The sequence below is a fragment of the Pseudomonas sp. BP11-1-1 genome, assembly GCF_052112105.1.
In the GTDB taxonomy this organism is placed as follows: Bacteria; Pseudomonadota; Gammaproteobacteria; order Pseudomonadales; family Pseudomonadaceae; genus Aquipseudomonas; species Aquipseudomonas alvandae.
Genome location: NZ_JAUTYU010000009.1, coordinates 32035 through 46887, shown reverse-complemented (window position 1 = coordinate 46887; position 14853 = coordinate 32035). Strand labels below are relative to the sequence as shown.

The 14853-nt window shown below is 62.1% G+C and carries 10 protein-coding genes; 6 read left to right on the top strand and 4 right to left on the bottom strand.

Features of this window, described 5'->3' with window-relative positions; all coding sequences use genetic code 11:
* Nucleotides 1-22: 22 nt before the first annotated feature.
* The 5 genes from aceK to Q7C33_RS18130 all read left to right on the top strand — a co-directional run bounded on the left by aceK (nucleotide 23) and on the right by Q7C33_RS18130 (nucleotide 10072).
* A complete protein-coding gene (gene aceK / locus Q7C33_RS18150) occupies nucleotides 23-1732 on the top strand; it encodes a bifunctional isocitrate dehydrogenase kinase/phosphatase (RefSeq protein ID WP_407683894.1) in 1710 nt (569 codons plus the stop codon).
* Nucleotides 1733-1849: 117 nt separating this feature from the next.
* Nucleotides 1850-5761, top strand: coding sequence for an ATP-dependent RNA helicase HrpA (gene hrpA, locus Q7C33_RS18145; protein ID WP_407683893.1), 3912 nt, complete (start codon nucleotides 1850-1852; stop codon nucleotides 5759-5761).
* A gap of 336 nt (nucleotides 5762-6097) precedes the next feature.
* Nucleotides 6098-7219 (top strand): beta-ketoacyl-ACP synthase III, encoded by a 1122-nt coding sequence (locus tag Q7C33_RS18140; protein WP_198797169.1) that lies wholly within the window; start codon nucleotides 6098-6100, stop codon nucleotides 7217-7219.
* A gap of 279 nt (nucleotides 7220-7498) precedes the next feature.
* Nucleotides 7499-8809, top strand: a complete 1311-nt coding sequence (locus Q7C33_RS18135; protein WP_217860104.1) for an OprO/OprP family phosphate-selective porin — start codon at nucleotides 7499-7501, stop codon at nucleotides 8807-8809.
* Nucleotides 8810-8947: 138 nt separating this feature from the next.
* On the top strand, nucleotides 8948-10072 hold the full coding sequence (locus tag Q7C33_RS18130; RefSeq protein WP_407683892.1) for a GNAT family N-acetyltransferase: 1125 nt from the start codon (nucleotides 8948-8950) through the stop codon (nucleotides 10070-10072).
* A gap of 164 nt (nucleotides 10073-10236) precedes the next feature.
* Here the strand turns inward: Q7C33_RS18130 and Q7C33_RS18125 are convergent, their stop codons facing one another.
* From Q7C33_RS18125 to Q7C33_RS18110, 4 genes are all read right to left on the bottom strand, one after another.
* Entirely contained in the window at nucleotides 10237-12069 is a 1833-nt protein-coding gene (locus tag Q7C33_RS18125; protein ID WP_407683891.1) for an ABC transporter ATP-binding protein, read from the bottom strand.
* Between the two features lie 84 nt (nucleotides 12070-12153).
* Complete coding sequence (locus tag Q7C33_RS18120) at nucleotides 12154-12708, bottom strand: peptidylprolyl isomerase (protein ID WP_407683890.1); 555 nt, start codon at nucleotides 12706-12708, stop codon at nucleotides 12154-12156.
* A gap of 4 nt (nucleotides 12709-12712) precedes the next feature.
* Nucleotides 12713-13516: an alpha/beta fold hydrolase gene (locus Q7C33_RS18115; protein WP_407683889.1), complete on the bottom strand. Its 804-nt coding sequence runs from the start codon at nucleotides 13514-13516 to the stop codon at nucleotides 12713-12715.
* A 14-nt stretch (nucleotides 13517-13530) separates the two neighbouring features.
* Nucleotides 13531-14454 (bottom strand): LysR family transcriptional regulator, encoded by a 924-nt coding sequence (locus tag Q7C33_RS18110; RefSeq protein WP_030141161.1) that lies wholly within the window; start codon nucleotides 14452-14454, stop codon nucleotides 13531-13533.
* A 50-nt stretch (nucleotides 14455-14504) separates the two neighbouring features.
* Here Q7C33_RS18110 and Q7C33_RS18105 point away from each other — a divergent pair, with 50 nt between their 5' ends.
* A complete protein-coding gene (locus Q7C33_RS18105) occupies nucleotides 14505-14819 on the top strand; it encodes a hypothetical protein (protein WP_030141160.1) in 315 nt (104 codons plus the stop codon).
* Nucleotides 14820-14853: the final 34 nt, after the last annotated feature.

Genomic DNA, 14853 nt, shown 5'->3' with positions numbered 1-14853 from the left:
ATGACCCGCCGAGGTTTACCCTATGCCGCAGCCATGGCCCGCCACCGATATCGCCCGTTCGATCCTCGACGGCTTCGACGATTATCGCGAGCATTTCCGGCAGATCACCGATGGCGCCCGCGCCCGGTTCGAGCAGGCCCAATGGCTGGAGGCGCAGGCGGCATCGGCGGCACGCATCAATCTGTATGAAGAAAAAGTTTTCGAAACCGTCGGCAGGTTGCGCGACGCCTTCGCTGCCGAAACCTTGATGGATGTCGGCTGCTGGCCGCTGGTGAAAAGCGCCTACATCAGCCTGATCGACCTGCGCTTTGACGACGAATTGTCGGAGACCTGGTACAACTCGATCTTCTGCGGCCTGTTCAGTCATGACCTGATCAGCGACGGCACCATGTTCATCCACACGACGCGGCCAAGCCTGCGCCGTGCCCGCGCGGCCCAGACCCGTAGCTACAAGCCCCAAGGGCAACTGGACAAGATGCTGGTGGCGATCTTCGCCGATTATCGCTTCAGCGAGGAGTACGCCGACCTGCCTGGCGACCTGCAACGCCTCGAAAGCCAATTGCGCGAGAACCTGCCGGACTGGGTCTGCAAGGACCCGGAACTGACGGTCGAACTGTTTTCCTCGGTGCTCTATCGCAACAAGGGCGCCTACCTGGTGGGCCGCATCTACACCCGCGACGACCAATGGCCGCTGGTGATCCCGCTGCTGCACCGCGAAGGTCGCGGTATCCAGATCGACGCGCTGATCACCGACGAGGCGCAGGTGTCGATCATCTTCTCGTTCACCCGTTCGTACTTCATGGTCGACGTGCCGGTGCCGGCGGAATTCATCGGTTTTCTCAAGCGCATCCTGCCGGGCAAGCACATCGCCGAGTTGTACACCTCGATTGGTTTCTACAAGCACGGCAAGTCGGAGTTCTACCGCGCATTGATCAACCACCTGGCGAACACCGACGACCAATTCATCATGGCTCCGGGCGTGCGCGGCATGGTCATGAGCGTGTTTACCCTGCCGGGCTTCAACACGGTGTTCAAGATCATCAAGGACCGTTTCTCACCGTCGAAAAACGTCGACCGGGCCACGGTCATCGAGAAGTACCGACTGGTGAAAAGCGTCGACCGGGTCGGGCGCATGGCCGACACCCAGGAGTTCGCCGACTTCCGCTTCCCCCTGGGCAAGTTCGAGCCGGCCTGCCTGGAGGAACTGCTGGAAGTGGCGCCGTCCACGGTCTCGGTAGAAGGCGACACCGTGCTGATTCGCCACTGCTGGACCGAACGCCGGATGACGCCCCTGAACCTCTATCTGGAAAACGCCAACGAAGCCCAGGTGCGCGAGGCGCTGGAAGATTATGGCCTGGCGATCAAACAGCTGGCGGCGGCCAATATCTTCCCCGGCGACATGCTGCTCAAGAACTTCGGCGTGACCCGCCACGGCCGCGTGGTGTTCTACGACTACGATGAAATCTGCTTCCTCACCGAAGCCAACTTCCGTCACATCCCCCAGCCGCGCACGCCGGAAGACGAAATGGCGTCCGAGCCCTGGTATTCCATCGGCCCGCTGGACGTCTTCCCGGAAGAATTCCCGCCGTTCCTGTTCGCCGATGCCGGCCAGCGCAAGCTCTTCGATCAACTGCACGGCGAGCTGTACAACGCTGACTACTGGAAAGGCCTGCAAGAGGCTATCCGGGCGGGGAAGGTGATCGATGTGTTCCCGTATCGGCGTAAGGGGTAGAAGCAGCTTCAAGCTTCAAGCTTCAAGCTTCAAGTTTCGGGTTTCAGGCCGGTGCCGCTTGCAACTTGTCGCTTGCAGCTTGAAACTTGCCGCTGCTCCTACTCCCCTGCGTACCTGATGACCGACCAAGCCCCTACAATCGACAAACTGCTGAAAAACCTCGATCACGCCATGCTCGCCGACCGGCACCGGTTGCGGCGGCAGTTGCTCGAGCTGCGCAAGAAACCCGACGAAGCCAAGCTGGCCCAGTGGGTGACGCGCATGCAGGCGTCGTGCGACCAGGTGCTGGCGCGCAAGGCGAGCGTGCCGTCGATACGCTACGACGACAACTTGCCGATCGCCGCCAAGCGCGACGAAATCAAGGAGGCGTTGCTCAAGCATCAGGTGTTGATCATTGCCGGCGAAACCGGCTCGGGCAAAACCACGCAGTTGCCGAAGATCTGCCTGGAAATCGGCCGCGGCCAGCAGGGCTTGATCGGCCACACCCAGCCGCGCCGCATCGCGGCCCGCAGCGTGGCGAGCCGGGTCGCCGATGAGCTGGCCACGCCGCTGGGCGCGCTGGTGGGTTATCAGGTGCGGTTCGAGGACCAGAGCGACGCCAACACCCTGATCAAGCTGATGACCGACGGTATCCTGCTGGCCGAAACCCAGAACGACCGTTACCTCGAACGCTACGACACGATCATCGTCGACGAAGCCCACGAGCGCAGCCTGAACATCGACTTCCTGCTCGGCTACCTCAAGACCCTGCTGCCGCGTCGTCCGGACCTGAAAGTCATCATCACCTCGGCGACCATCGACCTGGAGCGCTTCTCCAAGCATTTCGATGACGCGCCAATCGTTGAAGTCTCGGGCCGCACCTTCCCGGTGGAAACCTGGTATCGCCCGCTGACGCTGGAGCAGGACGAGGAGGGCAACCGGGTCGAGGACGACTTGACCGTCGACCAGGCGATCCTCGCCACCCTCGACGAAATCGCCGCCTACGAGCGCAGCGAACGGCGCAGCCCCGGTGACGTGCTGGTGTTCCTGCCGGGCGAGCGGGAGATTCGCGACGCCGCGGAGATGCTGCGCAAGGCCCAGCTCAAGCACACTGAAATCCTGCCGCTGTATGCACGCTTGTCGCCGGCCGAACAACAACGGATCTTCCAGTCCCACCCGGGCCGTCGCGTGGTGCTGGCGACCAACGTCGCCGAGACCTCGCTGACCGTGCCGGGCATCCGCTACGTGATCGACAGCGGCACCGCGCGCATCAGCCGCTACAGCTATCGCGCCAAGGTCCAGCGCTTGCCCATCGAAGCCATTTCCCAGGCCAGCGCCAACCAGCGCAAGGGCCGCTGCGGACGGGTCGAGCCGGGGATTTGCGTGCGCCTGTACAGCGAGGAAGATTTCCTCAGCCGTCCCGAGTTCACCGATCCGGAAATCCTGCGCACCAACCTGGCGGCGGTGATCCTGCAGATGCTGCACCTGCGCCTCGGCGAAATCACCGATTTCCCGTTCATCGAGCCGCCGGACGGCAAGGCTATCAGCGACGGTTTCAACCTGCTGCAAGAACTCTCGGCGGTGGACCGCAACAGCCAGTTGACGCCGTTGGGTCGGCAATTGGCGCGCCTGCCGGTGGACCCACGCATGGGCCGCATGTTGTTGGAAGCGGCGAAATTGGGCAGCCTCCAGGAAGTGCTGATCGTTGCCAGCGCCATGTCGATCCAGGACCCGCGCGAGCGTCCGCCCGAGCGCCAACAGGCCGCCGACCAGGCCCACGCCCAATGGAAGGACGCGGATTCGGACTTTGCCGGGCTGGTCAATCTGTGGCGCGGTTTTGAAGAGCAGCGCCAGGCCTTGACCGCCAGCCCGCTGCGCAACTGGTGCCGCAAGAACTTCCTGAATTATCTGCGCCTGCGCGAATGGCGCGATTCCCATCGCCAGTTGAGCCTGATCTGCCGCGACATGCAGCTGAGCCTCAACAAGGACCCGGCCGACTACCCGAAACTGCACAAGGCCGTACTGTCGGGCCTGTTGAGCCAGATCGGCCAGAAGACCGAAGACGGCGATTACCTCGGTGCTCGCCAGCGGCGCTTCTGGGTCCACCCCTCGTCGGGCCTGGGCAAGAAACGCCCGCAGTGGCTGATGACCGCCGAGCTGGTGGAAACCACCAAGTTGTACGCACGCATGGTGGCGAAGATCGAGCCGGACTGGATCGAACCGCTGGCCGGGCACCTGATCAAGAAAAACCACTTCGAGCCCCATTGGGAGAAGAAGCGCGGGCAAGTGGTGGCCTATGAGCAAATCACCTTGTTCGGCCTCATCGTCGTCGGTCGCAGGCCGGTGCACTACGGGCCGGTGGATCCGGTGGTGTCCCGTGAGTTGTTCATCCGCGAGGCGCTGGTACGCGGCGAGATCCAGTCGAAGGCCAAGTGCCTGAGCGCCAACACGCGCTTGCTGGAACAACTCGACGAGCTCGAAGCCAAGGCCCGTCGCCGTGACATCCTCGCGGACGAGGAAACCCTGTTTGCCTTCTACGATGCGCGCCTGCCCGCCGAGATCCACCAGACGGCGACGTTCGATAGCTGGTACCGGATCAACAGCCAGAAAGACCCGCAGCTGCTGATCATGCGTGAGGAAGACGTGCTGGCCCGCGAGGCGAGCGAGGTGACGGCCAACCAGTACCCCGACACCTTGCGTGTCGGCGACCTGACCTTGCCGTTGAGCTATCACTTCGAACCCAACCATCCCCGCGACGGTGTGACCTTGCGGGTGCCGGCGCCGCTGCTGCCGATGCTCCCGCCGGAGCGTCTGGACTGGCTGGTGCCAGGGATGATCGAAGCCAAGTGCATCGCCCTGGTGCGTAACCTGCCCAAGGCTTTGCGCAAGAATTTCGTGCCGGTGCCGGACTTCGTCAAGGCGGCGCTGCAGCGCATTACGTTTGCCGAGGGCTCGTTGCCACAGTCGTTGGGGCGTGAGCTGCTGCGCATGACCGGCGCGCGGGTCAGTGACGAAGCCTGGGCCGAAGCGGCACAGCAGGTGGACAGTCATTTGCGCATGAACCTGGAAATCGTCGATGGCCAGGGCAAGTTTCTCGGCGAAGGGCGAGACCTGGCCGAACTGACCGCGCGGTTTGCCGAAGCCAGCCAGGCCGCGTTGGCCGTGCCGCAAACGGCCAAGAGCCAGGAACCGGTGGAAGCGAAAGTCTTCGCGCCGGTGGCCGAGAAAACCCAGCAGAAGATTGCCGGGTTGTCGATGACGGTCTACCCGGCATTGGTGGAAGAGGGCGGGGTGGTCAAGGAAGGACGCTTCCCGACCCCGGCCGAAGCCGAGTTCCAGCATCGTCGCGCGTTGCAGCGCTTGCTCATGCAGCAATTGGCCGAAACGGCGAAGTTCCTCCGTGGCAAGCTGCCGGGATTGACGGAGTTGGGCCTGCTTTATCGCGATTTGGGACGCGTCGACAGTCTAGTGGAAGACATCCTGCTGGCCAGCCTCGACAGCTGCATCCTCGAAGGCGAGCCGAGCCTGCCCCGTGACGGTGCCGCACTGGCGGCCCTGGCCGAACGCAAGCGCGGCGGCTGGACCGAGCACGCAGAACGCCTGGCGAAGCTGACCCTGGACATCCTCAAGCTCTGGCACGGCCTGCAAAAGCGTTTCAAGGGCAAGATCGACCTGGCCCAGGCCGTGGCGCTGAATGATATCAAGCAACAGCTTAGCCACCTGGTGTACCCGGGCTTCGTGCGGGAAACCCCGCACCAATGGCTCAAGGAGCTGCCGCGCTACCTCAAGGCCATCGAGCAACGCTTCGAGAAGCTGGGCAGCCAGGTGCAGAAGGACCGGGTCTGGAGCGGCGAGCTGTCCAACCTCTGGGCGCAATACCAGGCCCGCGCCAGCAAACACGCCCAGGAAGGCAAGCGCGATCCGCAATTGGAGCTGTACCGTTGGTGGCTGGAGGAATACCGCGTTTCGCTGTTTGCCCAGCAATTGGGGACCAAGGTGCCGATTTCCGACAAGCGTCTGGGCAAGCAGTGGGGGTTGGTGGAGGCTTGATCAGATAGTTTGACAACACCTGCCATCCCCTGTGGGAGCGAGGCTGCTCGCGAAAGCCGTGGTTCAGTTGCATTGATCTTGCCTGATACACCGCCTTCGCGAGCAGGCTCGCTCCCACAGGATTTTGTGTCGTCAGTAAGGGAACATGGGCCAAACGCCAGCCTTTATGGCAAACTTCGCGGCTATAAATGCCGGTCCCGTGGTTTTGCGCTTCAATCTCACGGGCGGATCGGAATAAAGCGATGCCTGGGCTGCTTCCCCGGATGGGAAAAGTCCCTTTGTGTGTTGGTACGTCGGTGCCAATATTTTCTGCCTGAACAGATCAGAGACACGACCATGCATAACGTCGTCATCAGCGGCACCGGCCTGTACACCCCGGCCAACAGCATCTCCAACGAAGAGCTAGTGCAATCTTTCAATACCTATGTCGCGCAGTTCAACGCCGATAACGCCGAGGCCATCGAGCGCGGCGAAGTGGAAGCATTGACCGAATCCAATGCGGCGTTCATCGAAAAGGCGTCGGGCATCAAGAGCCGCTTTGTCATGGACAAGGACGGTATCCTCGATCCACAACGCATGACCCCACGCCTGCCCGAGCGCTCCAACGACGAGTGGTCGGTGCTTTGCGAAATGGCCGTCGGCGCCGCGAAACAAGCCCTTGAGCGCGCCGGCCGTACCGCCGCCGACATCGACGGCGTGATCGTTGCCTGCTCCAACCTGCAGCGTCCATACCCGGCCATCGCCATCGAAGTCCAGGAAGCCCTGGGCATCGAAGGTTTTGGTTTCGACATGAACGTGGCCTGTTCCTCGGCGACGTTCGGCATCCAGGCCGCCGCCAACAGCGTGCAGCTGGGCCAGGCCCGGGCGATCCTGATGGTCAACCCGGAAGTGTGCACCGGCCACCTGAATTTTCGTGACCGCGACAGCCATTTCATCTTCGGTGACGCGGCCACGGCTGTGATCATCGAGCGCGCGGACCGGGCGACCTCGCCGTACCAGTTCGACGTGGTCAGCACCAAGCTGCTCACCAAGTTCTCCAACAACATCCGCAACAACTTCGGCTTCCTCAACCGCGCGGCGGAAGAGGGCATCGGCACGCGGGACAAACTGTTCGTCCAGGAAGGCCGCAAGGTGTTCCGTGATGTCTGCCCAATGGTGGCGGAGCTGATCGGCGCTCATTTGGCAGAAAACCAGCTGAACGTCGGCGAAGTGAAGCGATTCTGGCTGCACCAGGCCAACCTGAGCATGAACCAGCTGATCGTGCGCAAGCTGCTGGGACGCGAAGCCACCGAAGAGGAAGCCCCGGTGATCCTCGACCGCTACGCCAACACCAGCTCGGCCGGTTCGGTGATTTCATTCCACATGTATCAGGACGACTTGCCCAGCGGTTCGGTCGCGGTGCTCAGTTCGTTTGGCGCCGGCTATTCGATCGGCAGCGTGATCCTGCGCAAGCGTTGATCTGCCCCTGCTCGATTTCCTGTGGCGAGGGAGCAAGCTCCCTCGCCACAAAAAGCAGCCTGATCAGCTCTTCACCGCTCTAGCTTGCCGCTCGTAGCTCCCCGCTCGAAGCTGCTCTTTTTTTATTCCCTTTCGAAGTAAAAAGTTCCGCTGTCATAAAATCTTTATGTGATAGCAACTCGCCTGACATAACCCATCGCCAAGATCCCCTCCCAACACCAGCGGGCCCAGTTCCGCGTGTTTTCTAACGCATAGACTACCAACTAGGGGAATTCTTCGATGATCCGTAAGCACTTCGCAGGTGTTGCCGCCAGCGCACTGGCAATGGCAGTAACCGCCCAGGCTTTCGCCGGCACCGTGACCACTGACGGCGCCGATATCGTGGTCAAGACCAAGGGCGGCCTGGAGGTCGCTACCACTGACAAAGAGTTCAGCTTCAAGCTCGGCGGTCGTTTGCAGGCTGACTACAGCCAGTTTGATGGTATCTACACTGACAACGGCAACTCGGCAGACGCCGCTTACATCCGCCGTGCCTTTCTGGAACTTTCCGGCGTGCTGTACACGGACTGGGCCTATACCATCAACTACGACATGTCCCACAACAGTGGTGACTCCGACAACGGTTACTTCGACGAAGCGTCCTTGGCCTACAACGGCTTCAAGCCTGTTTCGATCAAGGTTGGCCGTTTCGACCCCGACTTCGGCCTGGAAAAAGCCACCAGCTCCAAGTGGGTGACCGCGCCAGAGCGTAACGCCGCCTACGACCTGATCGACTGGGCCAACAGCCACCAGAACGGCCTGGGCATCCAGGCGTCGAGCACTTTCGCCGATTCGTTCTACGCCTCGGCTGGCGTGTTCAGCAAAGACACCGACGACACCGACGGCGACAGCGTCAAGCAGGTCAACGGTCGCTTCGTGTTCGCACCGATGCACGACGCCGGCAACGTGCTGCACTTCGGCCTGAACGTGGCTTCCCGTGACGTGTCCGACACCGTGTTCGATGCACGCTACCGCTCCCGCCTGGGCATGCGTGGCGTTGAAACCCTGGGCGGCAATGACGCCGGTCCAAACGGCAACCGTCCGGTACTGGGCGGCGCCAACAACTCCCCGGCCGGCTCGTACGACCGCGACACCGCGTTCGGCCTGGAAGCCGCTTTCGCCATGGGCCCGGCGTCGATCCAAGGTGAATACATCACCCGCAAGACCAAGGCTGACGCCGACGGTTTCGAAGACATCAAGGGCCACGGTTTCTACGTTCAGGGTGCCTACACCATTACTGGCGAGTCCCGTGGCTATAAAGTTGGCAAGTTTGATGCGATCAAGCCGCAGAACAAGTCCATCGGCGCCTGGGAAGTGTTCTACCGCTTCGACAGCATGACCGTTGAAGACGACAACATCACCACTGCAAGCGCCACCCGCGAAGTGGGTGATGCCGAAGCCAAGGTGCACAACCTGGGTGTGAACTGGTACGCCAACGAAGCGGTGAAAATCTCGGCCGCCTACGTCAAGGCCAAGACCGACAAGGTCACCAACGTCAACGGTGATGACGACGGCGACGGCTTTGTCATGCGCGCCCAGTACGTGTTCTAAATCGCTGACCTGATACACCGCTACATCTTCATCCGTTACAGCTCCTTTGAACCCCGCCTCTGGCGGGGTTTTTTTATCCCCGTCCGCTCAGGATCGGCGATACTCGCCTGATCCGTCGTCTGGATCCCGGGGAACCGCATGCCGCTTCACGTCTTGGACAGCCTGTCCGCCATCGCGCCACACGAGTGGGACGCGCTGGTGCCCGTCAACCAACCCTTCCTGCGCCACGCTTTTCTCACCGCCCTGGAAGACAGTGCCAGCCTGGGCTCGCATACCGGGTGGCAGCCCGAGCATCTGCTGCACCTCGAGGAGGGGCGGATGCTGGCGGCGTTGCCCAGCTATCGCAAATGGCACTCCTATGGCGAGTATGTGTTCGATCACGGCTGGGCCGACGCTTGCGCCCGGGCCGGCATCGACTATTACCCCAAGCTGCTGACGGCGGTGCCGTTCAGTCCGGTGAGTGGCCCGCGACTGTTGACGGCGCGTGCTGAGGATGGCCTGGAGTTGCTGGGCAGCTTGCCGGGCTATCTGGAGATCGAAGGGCTTTCCAGTGCCCACATTAATTTCACCGATGCCTCTACCGATGCTGCTCTGGCCGGGCAGGAGGGCTGGTTGCAGCGGATCGGCTGCCAATACCACTGGCAGAATCGCGGCTATCGGGACTTCCAGGATTTCCTCGATGCGCTCAGTTCCCGCAAGCGCAAGCAGATGCGCAAGGAACGCGAGCAAGTGGCGGGGCAGGGCATTGATTTCGAATGGCTGGAAGGCCGTCAGTTGGACGAGGCGCAGTGGGATTTCGTCTACGCCTGTTACGCCAACACCTACGCGGTGCGTCGGCAGGCGCCTTATCTGACCCGTGCGTTCTTCAGCCTGCTGGCCGAGCGCATGCCCGAGGCCATTCGCGTGGTGCTGGCCAAGCAAGGTTCACGGCCCGTGGCGATGGCGTTCAGCCTGGTGGGCGGCGACAGTTTCTACGGACGTTACTGGGGATGCCTGGCGGAATTCGATCGCCTGCATTTCGAGACGTGTTTCTACCAGGGCATGGACTATGCGATTGCCAATGGCCTGCAGCGTTTTGACGCCGGGGCCCAGGGGGAGCACAAGTTGATTCGCGGGTTCGAACCGGTGATCACGCGCTCGTGGCACTACCTGCGTCATCCAGGCCTGAAAGCGGCGGTGGCGGATTTTCTCGCACGCGAGCATGAGGGCGTGATGGCGTATGCCGAAGAGGCCAGGACGGCACTGCCTTATCGGCAGTGCTGAGGATGTTATGAAATCCCGTGGCGAGGGAGCTTGCTCCCGCTGGACTGCGCAGCAGGCCCCTGCGGTGTATCTGACACATCGCAGTGCCAGATACAGTTTGGGGCTGCTACGCAACCCAGCGGGAGCAAGCTCCCTCGCCACGGGGTTTTGTGCTTAACCAGGGTTCAATCGATCCCGACAAATCCACCCGTCTGATGCTGCCACAGCCGCGCATACAACCCACCCTGGGCCAACAGCTCGGCATGGCTGCCGGTCTCGGCGATCCGACCTTTCTCCAGCACCACCAGCCGATCCATCCGGGCGATGGTGGAGAGGCGGTGGGCGATGGCGATCACGGTCTTGCCTTGCATCAGCGTCTCGAGGCTTTCCTGGATGGCTGCCTCGACTTCCGAGTCCAGCGCTGAGGTCGCTTCGTCCATGATCAGGATCGGCGCGTCCTTGAGCAGCACCCGGGCAATAGCGATGCGCTGGCGCTGGCCGCCGGAGAGCTTCACGCCGCGCTCGCCGACGTGGGCATCGAAACCGGTGCGGCCTTCGGCGTCCGAGAGCAATGGGATGAACTCATCCGCCCGGGCCTTGTGAACCGCTTCCCAGAGTTGCGCGTCGGTGGCGTCAGGCTTGCCATAAAGCAGGTTGTCGCGGATCGAACGGTGCAGCAGCGACGTGTCCTGGGTGATCATGCCGATGCGCGCGCGCAGGCTTTCCTGGCTGACGTGAGCAATGTCCTGGCCATCGATGAGGATGCGCCCGCCCTGGACGTCATAAAGACGCAACAGCAGGTTCACCAGCGTCGATTTACCTGCGCCGGATGGCCCGATCAGGCCGATTTTCTCGCCTGGCTTGATCACCAGGTTCAGGTCGCCGATCACGCCGCTTTTCTTGCCGTAGTGGAAATCCACATGCTCGAAACGCACTTCGCCCTGGGCCACCGCCAGTGGCTTGGCCTGCTCGCGGTCAGTGACGCTGACGGGCTGGGAGATCGTCTGCAGGCCGTCCTGGACCATGCCGATGTTTTCGAAGATGCCGGTGACCACCCACATGATCCAGCCGGACATGTTGACGATGCGGATCACCAGGCCGGTGGCCAGCGCAATCGCACCGACGCTGATCAGCGATTGGGTCCACAACCACAGCGCCAGGGCCGTGGTGCCCACGATCAGCAGGCCGTTCATGCTGGTGATGACCACGTCCATGCTGGTCACCACGCGGCCGGCCAGCTGGGCTTTTTCGGTTTGCTCCTCGATGGCTTCGCGGGCGTATTGCTGTTCGAAGTTGGTGTGGGCGAACAGCTTCAGCGTGGTGATGTTGGTGTAGCCATCGACGATCCGCCCCATGAGCTTGGAGCGGGCATCGGACGACACCACCGAGCGTTCCTTGACCCGCGGTACGAAGTAATACAGCGCGCCGATGTAGGCGGCGATCCACATCAACAGCGGGATCATCAGGCGCCAATCGGCTTCGGCGAACAGCACCAGGGAACTGATGGCATAGATCAGCACGTGCCACAACGCATCCACGGCCTGCACCGCCGAGTCCCGCAGGGAGTTGCCGGTCTGCATGATGCGCTGGGCGATGCGCCCGGCGAAGTCGTTCTGGAAGAAGTTGAGGCTCTGCTTGAGCACGTAGCTGTGGTTCTGCCAGCGGATCAGGCTGGTCATGCTCGGGCTTAGGGTCTGGTGGACCAGCAGGTCATGCAGGGCCACGAAGATCGGCCTGAACACCAGCGCAACCACGGCCATCCACGCCAGTTCAAGGCCGTGGACCTTGAAGAAGTCGGCGCTGGGCGTGGCCTGGGTCAGGTCGATGATGCGGCTCAGGTAGCTGAACAGTGCCACTTCGATCAGCGCGCCGATCAGGCCAACCACCAATAGCGCGGCGAAGCTGGGCCAGACTTGTTTCAGGTAATAGGTGTAGAAGGGCAGGACGCGGTTCGGCGGGGCCGATGTCGGGGCGTCGCGAAAGATGTCGATCAGTTTTTCGAAACGGCGATAAACCATGGGTTACATAGCCCGGGCAGGGCTCTCCTTATTTGCTGTGGGCGGCGCGGGATCGCCGACGCCGCCCAGGCTTGCCCTGCGGGTTTAGTCGATGCGCTTGGCCGACTTGATGATCACAGGGTCGATCGGCACGTTTTGCATGCCTTGTTTGGTGGTGGTCTGGGAGTTGACGATGATGTCCACCACGTCCATGCCCTTGACCACCTTGGCGAACACTGCGTAGCCGGCGTCGCGGCCTGGGTCGAGGAAGGCGTTGTCGGCCACGTTGATGAAGAACTGGCTGGTGGCCGAATCCGGGTTGGAGGTGCGGGCCATCGACAAGGTGCCGCGCACGTTATGCAGCCCGTTGCTGGCTTCGTTCTTGATCGGCGCCTTGGTGTCTTTCTGTTGCATCTGCTGGGTAAAACCGCCGCCCTGGGCCATGAAGCCCGGGATCACACGGTGGAAAATCGTGTTGTTGTAGAAGCCGCTGTCGACGTACTCAAGGAAGTTCTTGGTACTGATAGGGGCCTTCACCGGGTCCAGTTCGATTTCGATCTGGCCGTTGGTGGTGTCCAGCAAGACATGCGGCGCAGGCGCGGCCATCAGGTTGGCAGCAAAAAGGATGGTGCCGGCGGCGAGGGCGAGTTTTTTCAGCATGGGTTCAATGATCCTGGGTAGTGGAATCGATAGCGGTCAAGAATTCGAGCAGGGTCTGGTTGAAGCGTTCAGGTTGATCCAGCGGCGTAGCGTGCCGTGAATCGGTGATGACTGCCAGTCGTGCGTCAGGCAATAGCTTTACATAAGCCTCTTTCAGCGCCACCGGGGTGTAGTCGTGATCGGCGCAAATAATGAGGGTTGGACAGGCAACTTGCGCCAGGCGTTCCTGTACGCCCCAGCCGACAATGGCGTCGAAGCTGGCGAGATAAGCACGTTTGTCGTTCGTTGCCCAGCGCCGGGCCATTTCCAGGCGCAGCTCGGTCTGTTCGGGCTTGGGAAACAGCTTGGCGCCGAGGGCCTTGCCGATGGTTTCCAGGCTGAGCAGGCGCATCAGGCTCCAGCGCTTGAACCATTGCCAGCAATCATCGGGCGTGCGGACCTTGACCTCGGGGGCACTGTTGACGATGCACAAACTCTTGACCCGCGCGGGTTCGTCGACGGCCAGTTGGAAACAGATCATGCCGCCCATGGACCAGCCCACCAGGTGCACGGCGCCCAGGTCGAGGTGATCGATCAGCGCGCCCAGGTCTGCGCTGAAACCGCCGATGCTGTAGCGCTCGCGTGGCTTGTCGGAGCGACCGTGGCCACGCACATCCAGCACGATCAGGCGATAGCGGGCGGACAGCACCGGGATCTGCTTTTCCCAGTCCCGTGTGCTGGAACCCAGCCCGTGGACCAAAACCAGGGGCGCGCCTTGGCCATATTCCTCGTAGTGCAGGTTGCAACCTTCGTGCGCAAAATAGGCCATCGGCGAAGTCCTTGTCAGGCTTGTTCAGGGGCGGCGAACGGTGCATCCAGCGGCGCCGTGTCAAAGGTGCGCAGCAGTTCGATGAGGATTTGCGTGGCCGGGCCCAGGGGTTTTTCCTTGTTGGAGAACAGATAGAAGGTCGAATTGCGGCTGCCTCCCTGTTCCAAGGGTAGACGCTTGAGCAAGCCTTCCTTGAGTTCTCGTTCGATCATGTGCCGGGGCAACCAGGCGAATCCCAGGCCGCTGCCGACAAACGTCGCGGCAGTGGCGAGGCTGCCGACGGTCCAGCGTTGTTCGGCACCAAGCCAGCCGACGTCCCTGGGCTGTTGGCGGCCGGAGTCGCGGATGACCACTTGCAGATGGCTTTCCAGGTCCTGGAAGTTCAGCTCGCGGTTGAGGCGGTGCAGGGGGTGCTCGGGATGGGCCACTGCGATGAATTCGACGTCGCTCAACTCCGCGCCCAGGTAACCGGGAATGCTGAAGCCGCTGATGGCCAGGTCGGCCACGCCTTCGAGCAGCACTTCCTCGACGCCGGACAACACTTCCTCACGCAGCCGCACCCGGCAGCCTCGGCTCTGCGGCATAAATGCCGTCAGCGCCCGGACGAGGCGGGCGCTGGGGTAGGCCGCGTCGACCACCAGGCGCACCTCCGCTTCCCAACCTTGCTCCATGTGGTGGGCCAGGTCTTCCAGTTGGCTCGCCTGCTTCACCAGTTGCCGCGAGCGGCGCAACAATACGCCGCCGGCCTCGGTCAGCACGGCCTTGCGTCCATCGATGCGCAGCAGCGGCACGCCGAGCTGGTCCTGCATGCGGGCCACGGTGTAGCTCACCGAGGATTGGGAGCGGTGCAGCACTTCGGCGGCCTGGGCGAAACCACCGTGGTCCACCACCGCCTGCAACGTTCGCCATTGATCAAGGGTCACGCGGGGCGCTTTCATATTGAGCTCCTCTTGTCCTAAGCTGGCGGTCCCTTGGTGGAGACTGCCGAATGAAAAAAATCTGTTGTGCGCTGCTGGCCCTGTTGCCGCTGACCGCCTTTGCCTACCCGATCGACGTGGAAAAACACCTCAACGGCCTGAGCATCGACTACAACGCCTACGACACCGATGCCGACATCGGCTCGATCCAGGTCAACAACTACGGCAGCACCGATGCGGCCTGCAAGGTGGTGTTTCGCAACGGCCCGGAAGCGCCGCGCACCCGCAACATCGAAGTCGCCGCCGGCAAGTTCAAGAACGCCACCGCCAAGTTCAACCGCAACATCATCAAGCTGCGCATCGAGCTGACCTGCAAGCCGAAATAGCCGGCGGCGGGGCAGCGCCATAAAGCTTGCTCCG

Bases quoted from the DNA above. Each gene is read 5' to 3' on its own strand.
- aceK (WP_407683894.1), top strand. From the start codon at position 23: ATGCCGCAGCCATGGCCCGCCACCGATATCGCCCGTTCGATCCTCGAC.
- hrpA (WP_407683893.1), top strand. From the start codon at position 1,850: ATGACCGACCAAGCCCCTACAATCGACAAACTGCTGAAAAACCTCGAT.
- Q7C33_RS18140 (WP_198797169.1), top strand. From the start codon at position 6,098: ATGCATAACGTCGTCATCAGCGGCACCGGCCTGTACACCCCGGCCAAC.
- Q7C33_RS18135 (WP_217860104.1), top strand. From the start codon at position 7,499: ATGATCCGTAAGCACTTCGCAGGTGTTGCCGCCAGCGCACTGGCAATG.
- Q7C33_RS18130 (WP_407683892.1), top strand. From the start codon at position 8,948: ATGCCGCTTCACGTCTTGGACAGCCTGTCCGCCATCGCGCCACACGAG.
- Q7C33_RS18125 (WP_407683891.1), bottom strand. From the start codon at position 12,069: ATGGTTTATCGCCGTTTCGAAAAACTGATCGACATCTTTCGCGACGCC.
- Q7C33_RS18120 (WP_407683890.1), bottom strand. From the start codon at position 12,708: ATGCTGAAAAAACTCGCCCTCGCCGCCGGCACCATCCTTTTTGCTGCC.
- Q7C33_RS18115 (WP_407683889.1), bottom strand. From the start codon at position 13,516: ATGGCCTATTTTGCGCACGAAGGTTGCAACCTGCACTACGAGGAATAT.
- Q7C33_RS18110 (WP_030141161.1), bottom strand. From the start codon at position 14,454: ATGAAAGCGCCCCGCGTGACCCTTGATCAATGGCGAACGTTGCAGGCG.
- Q7C33_RS18105 (WP_030141160.1), top strand. From the start codon at position 14,505: ATGAAAAAAATCTGTTGTGCGCTGCTGGCCCTGTTGCCGCTGACCGCC.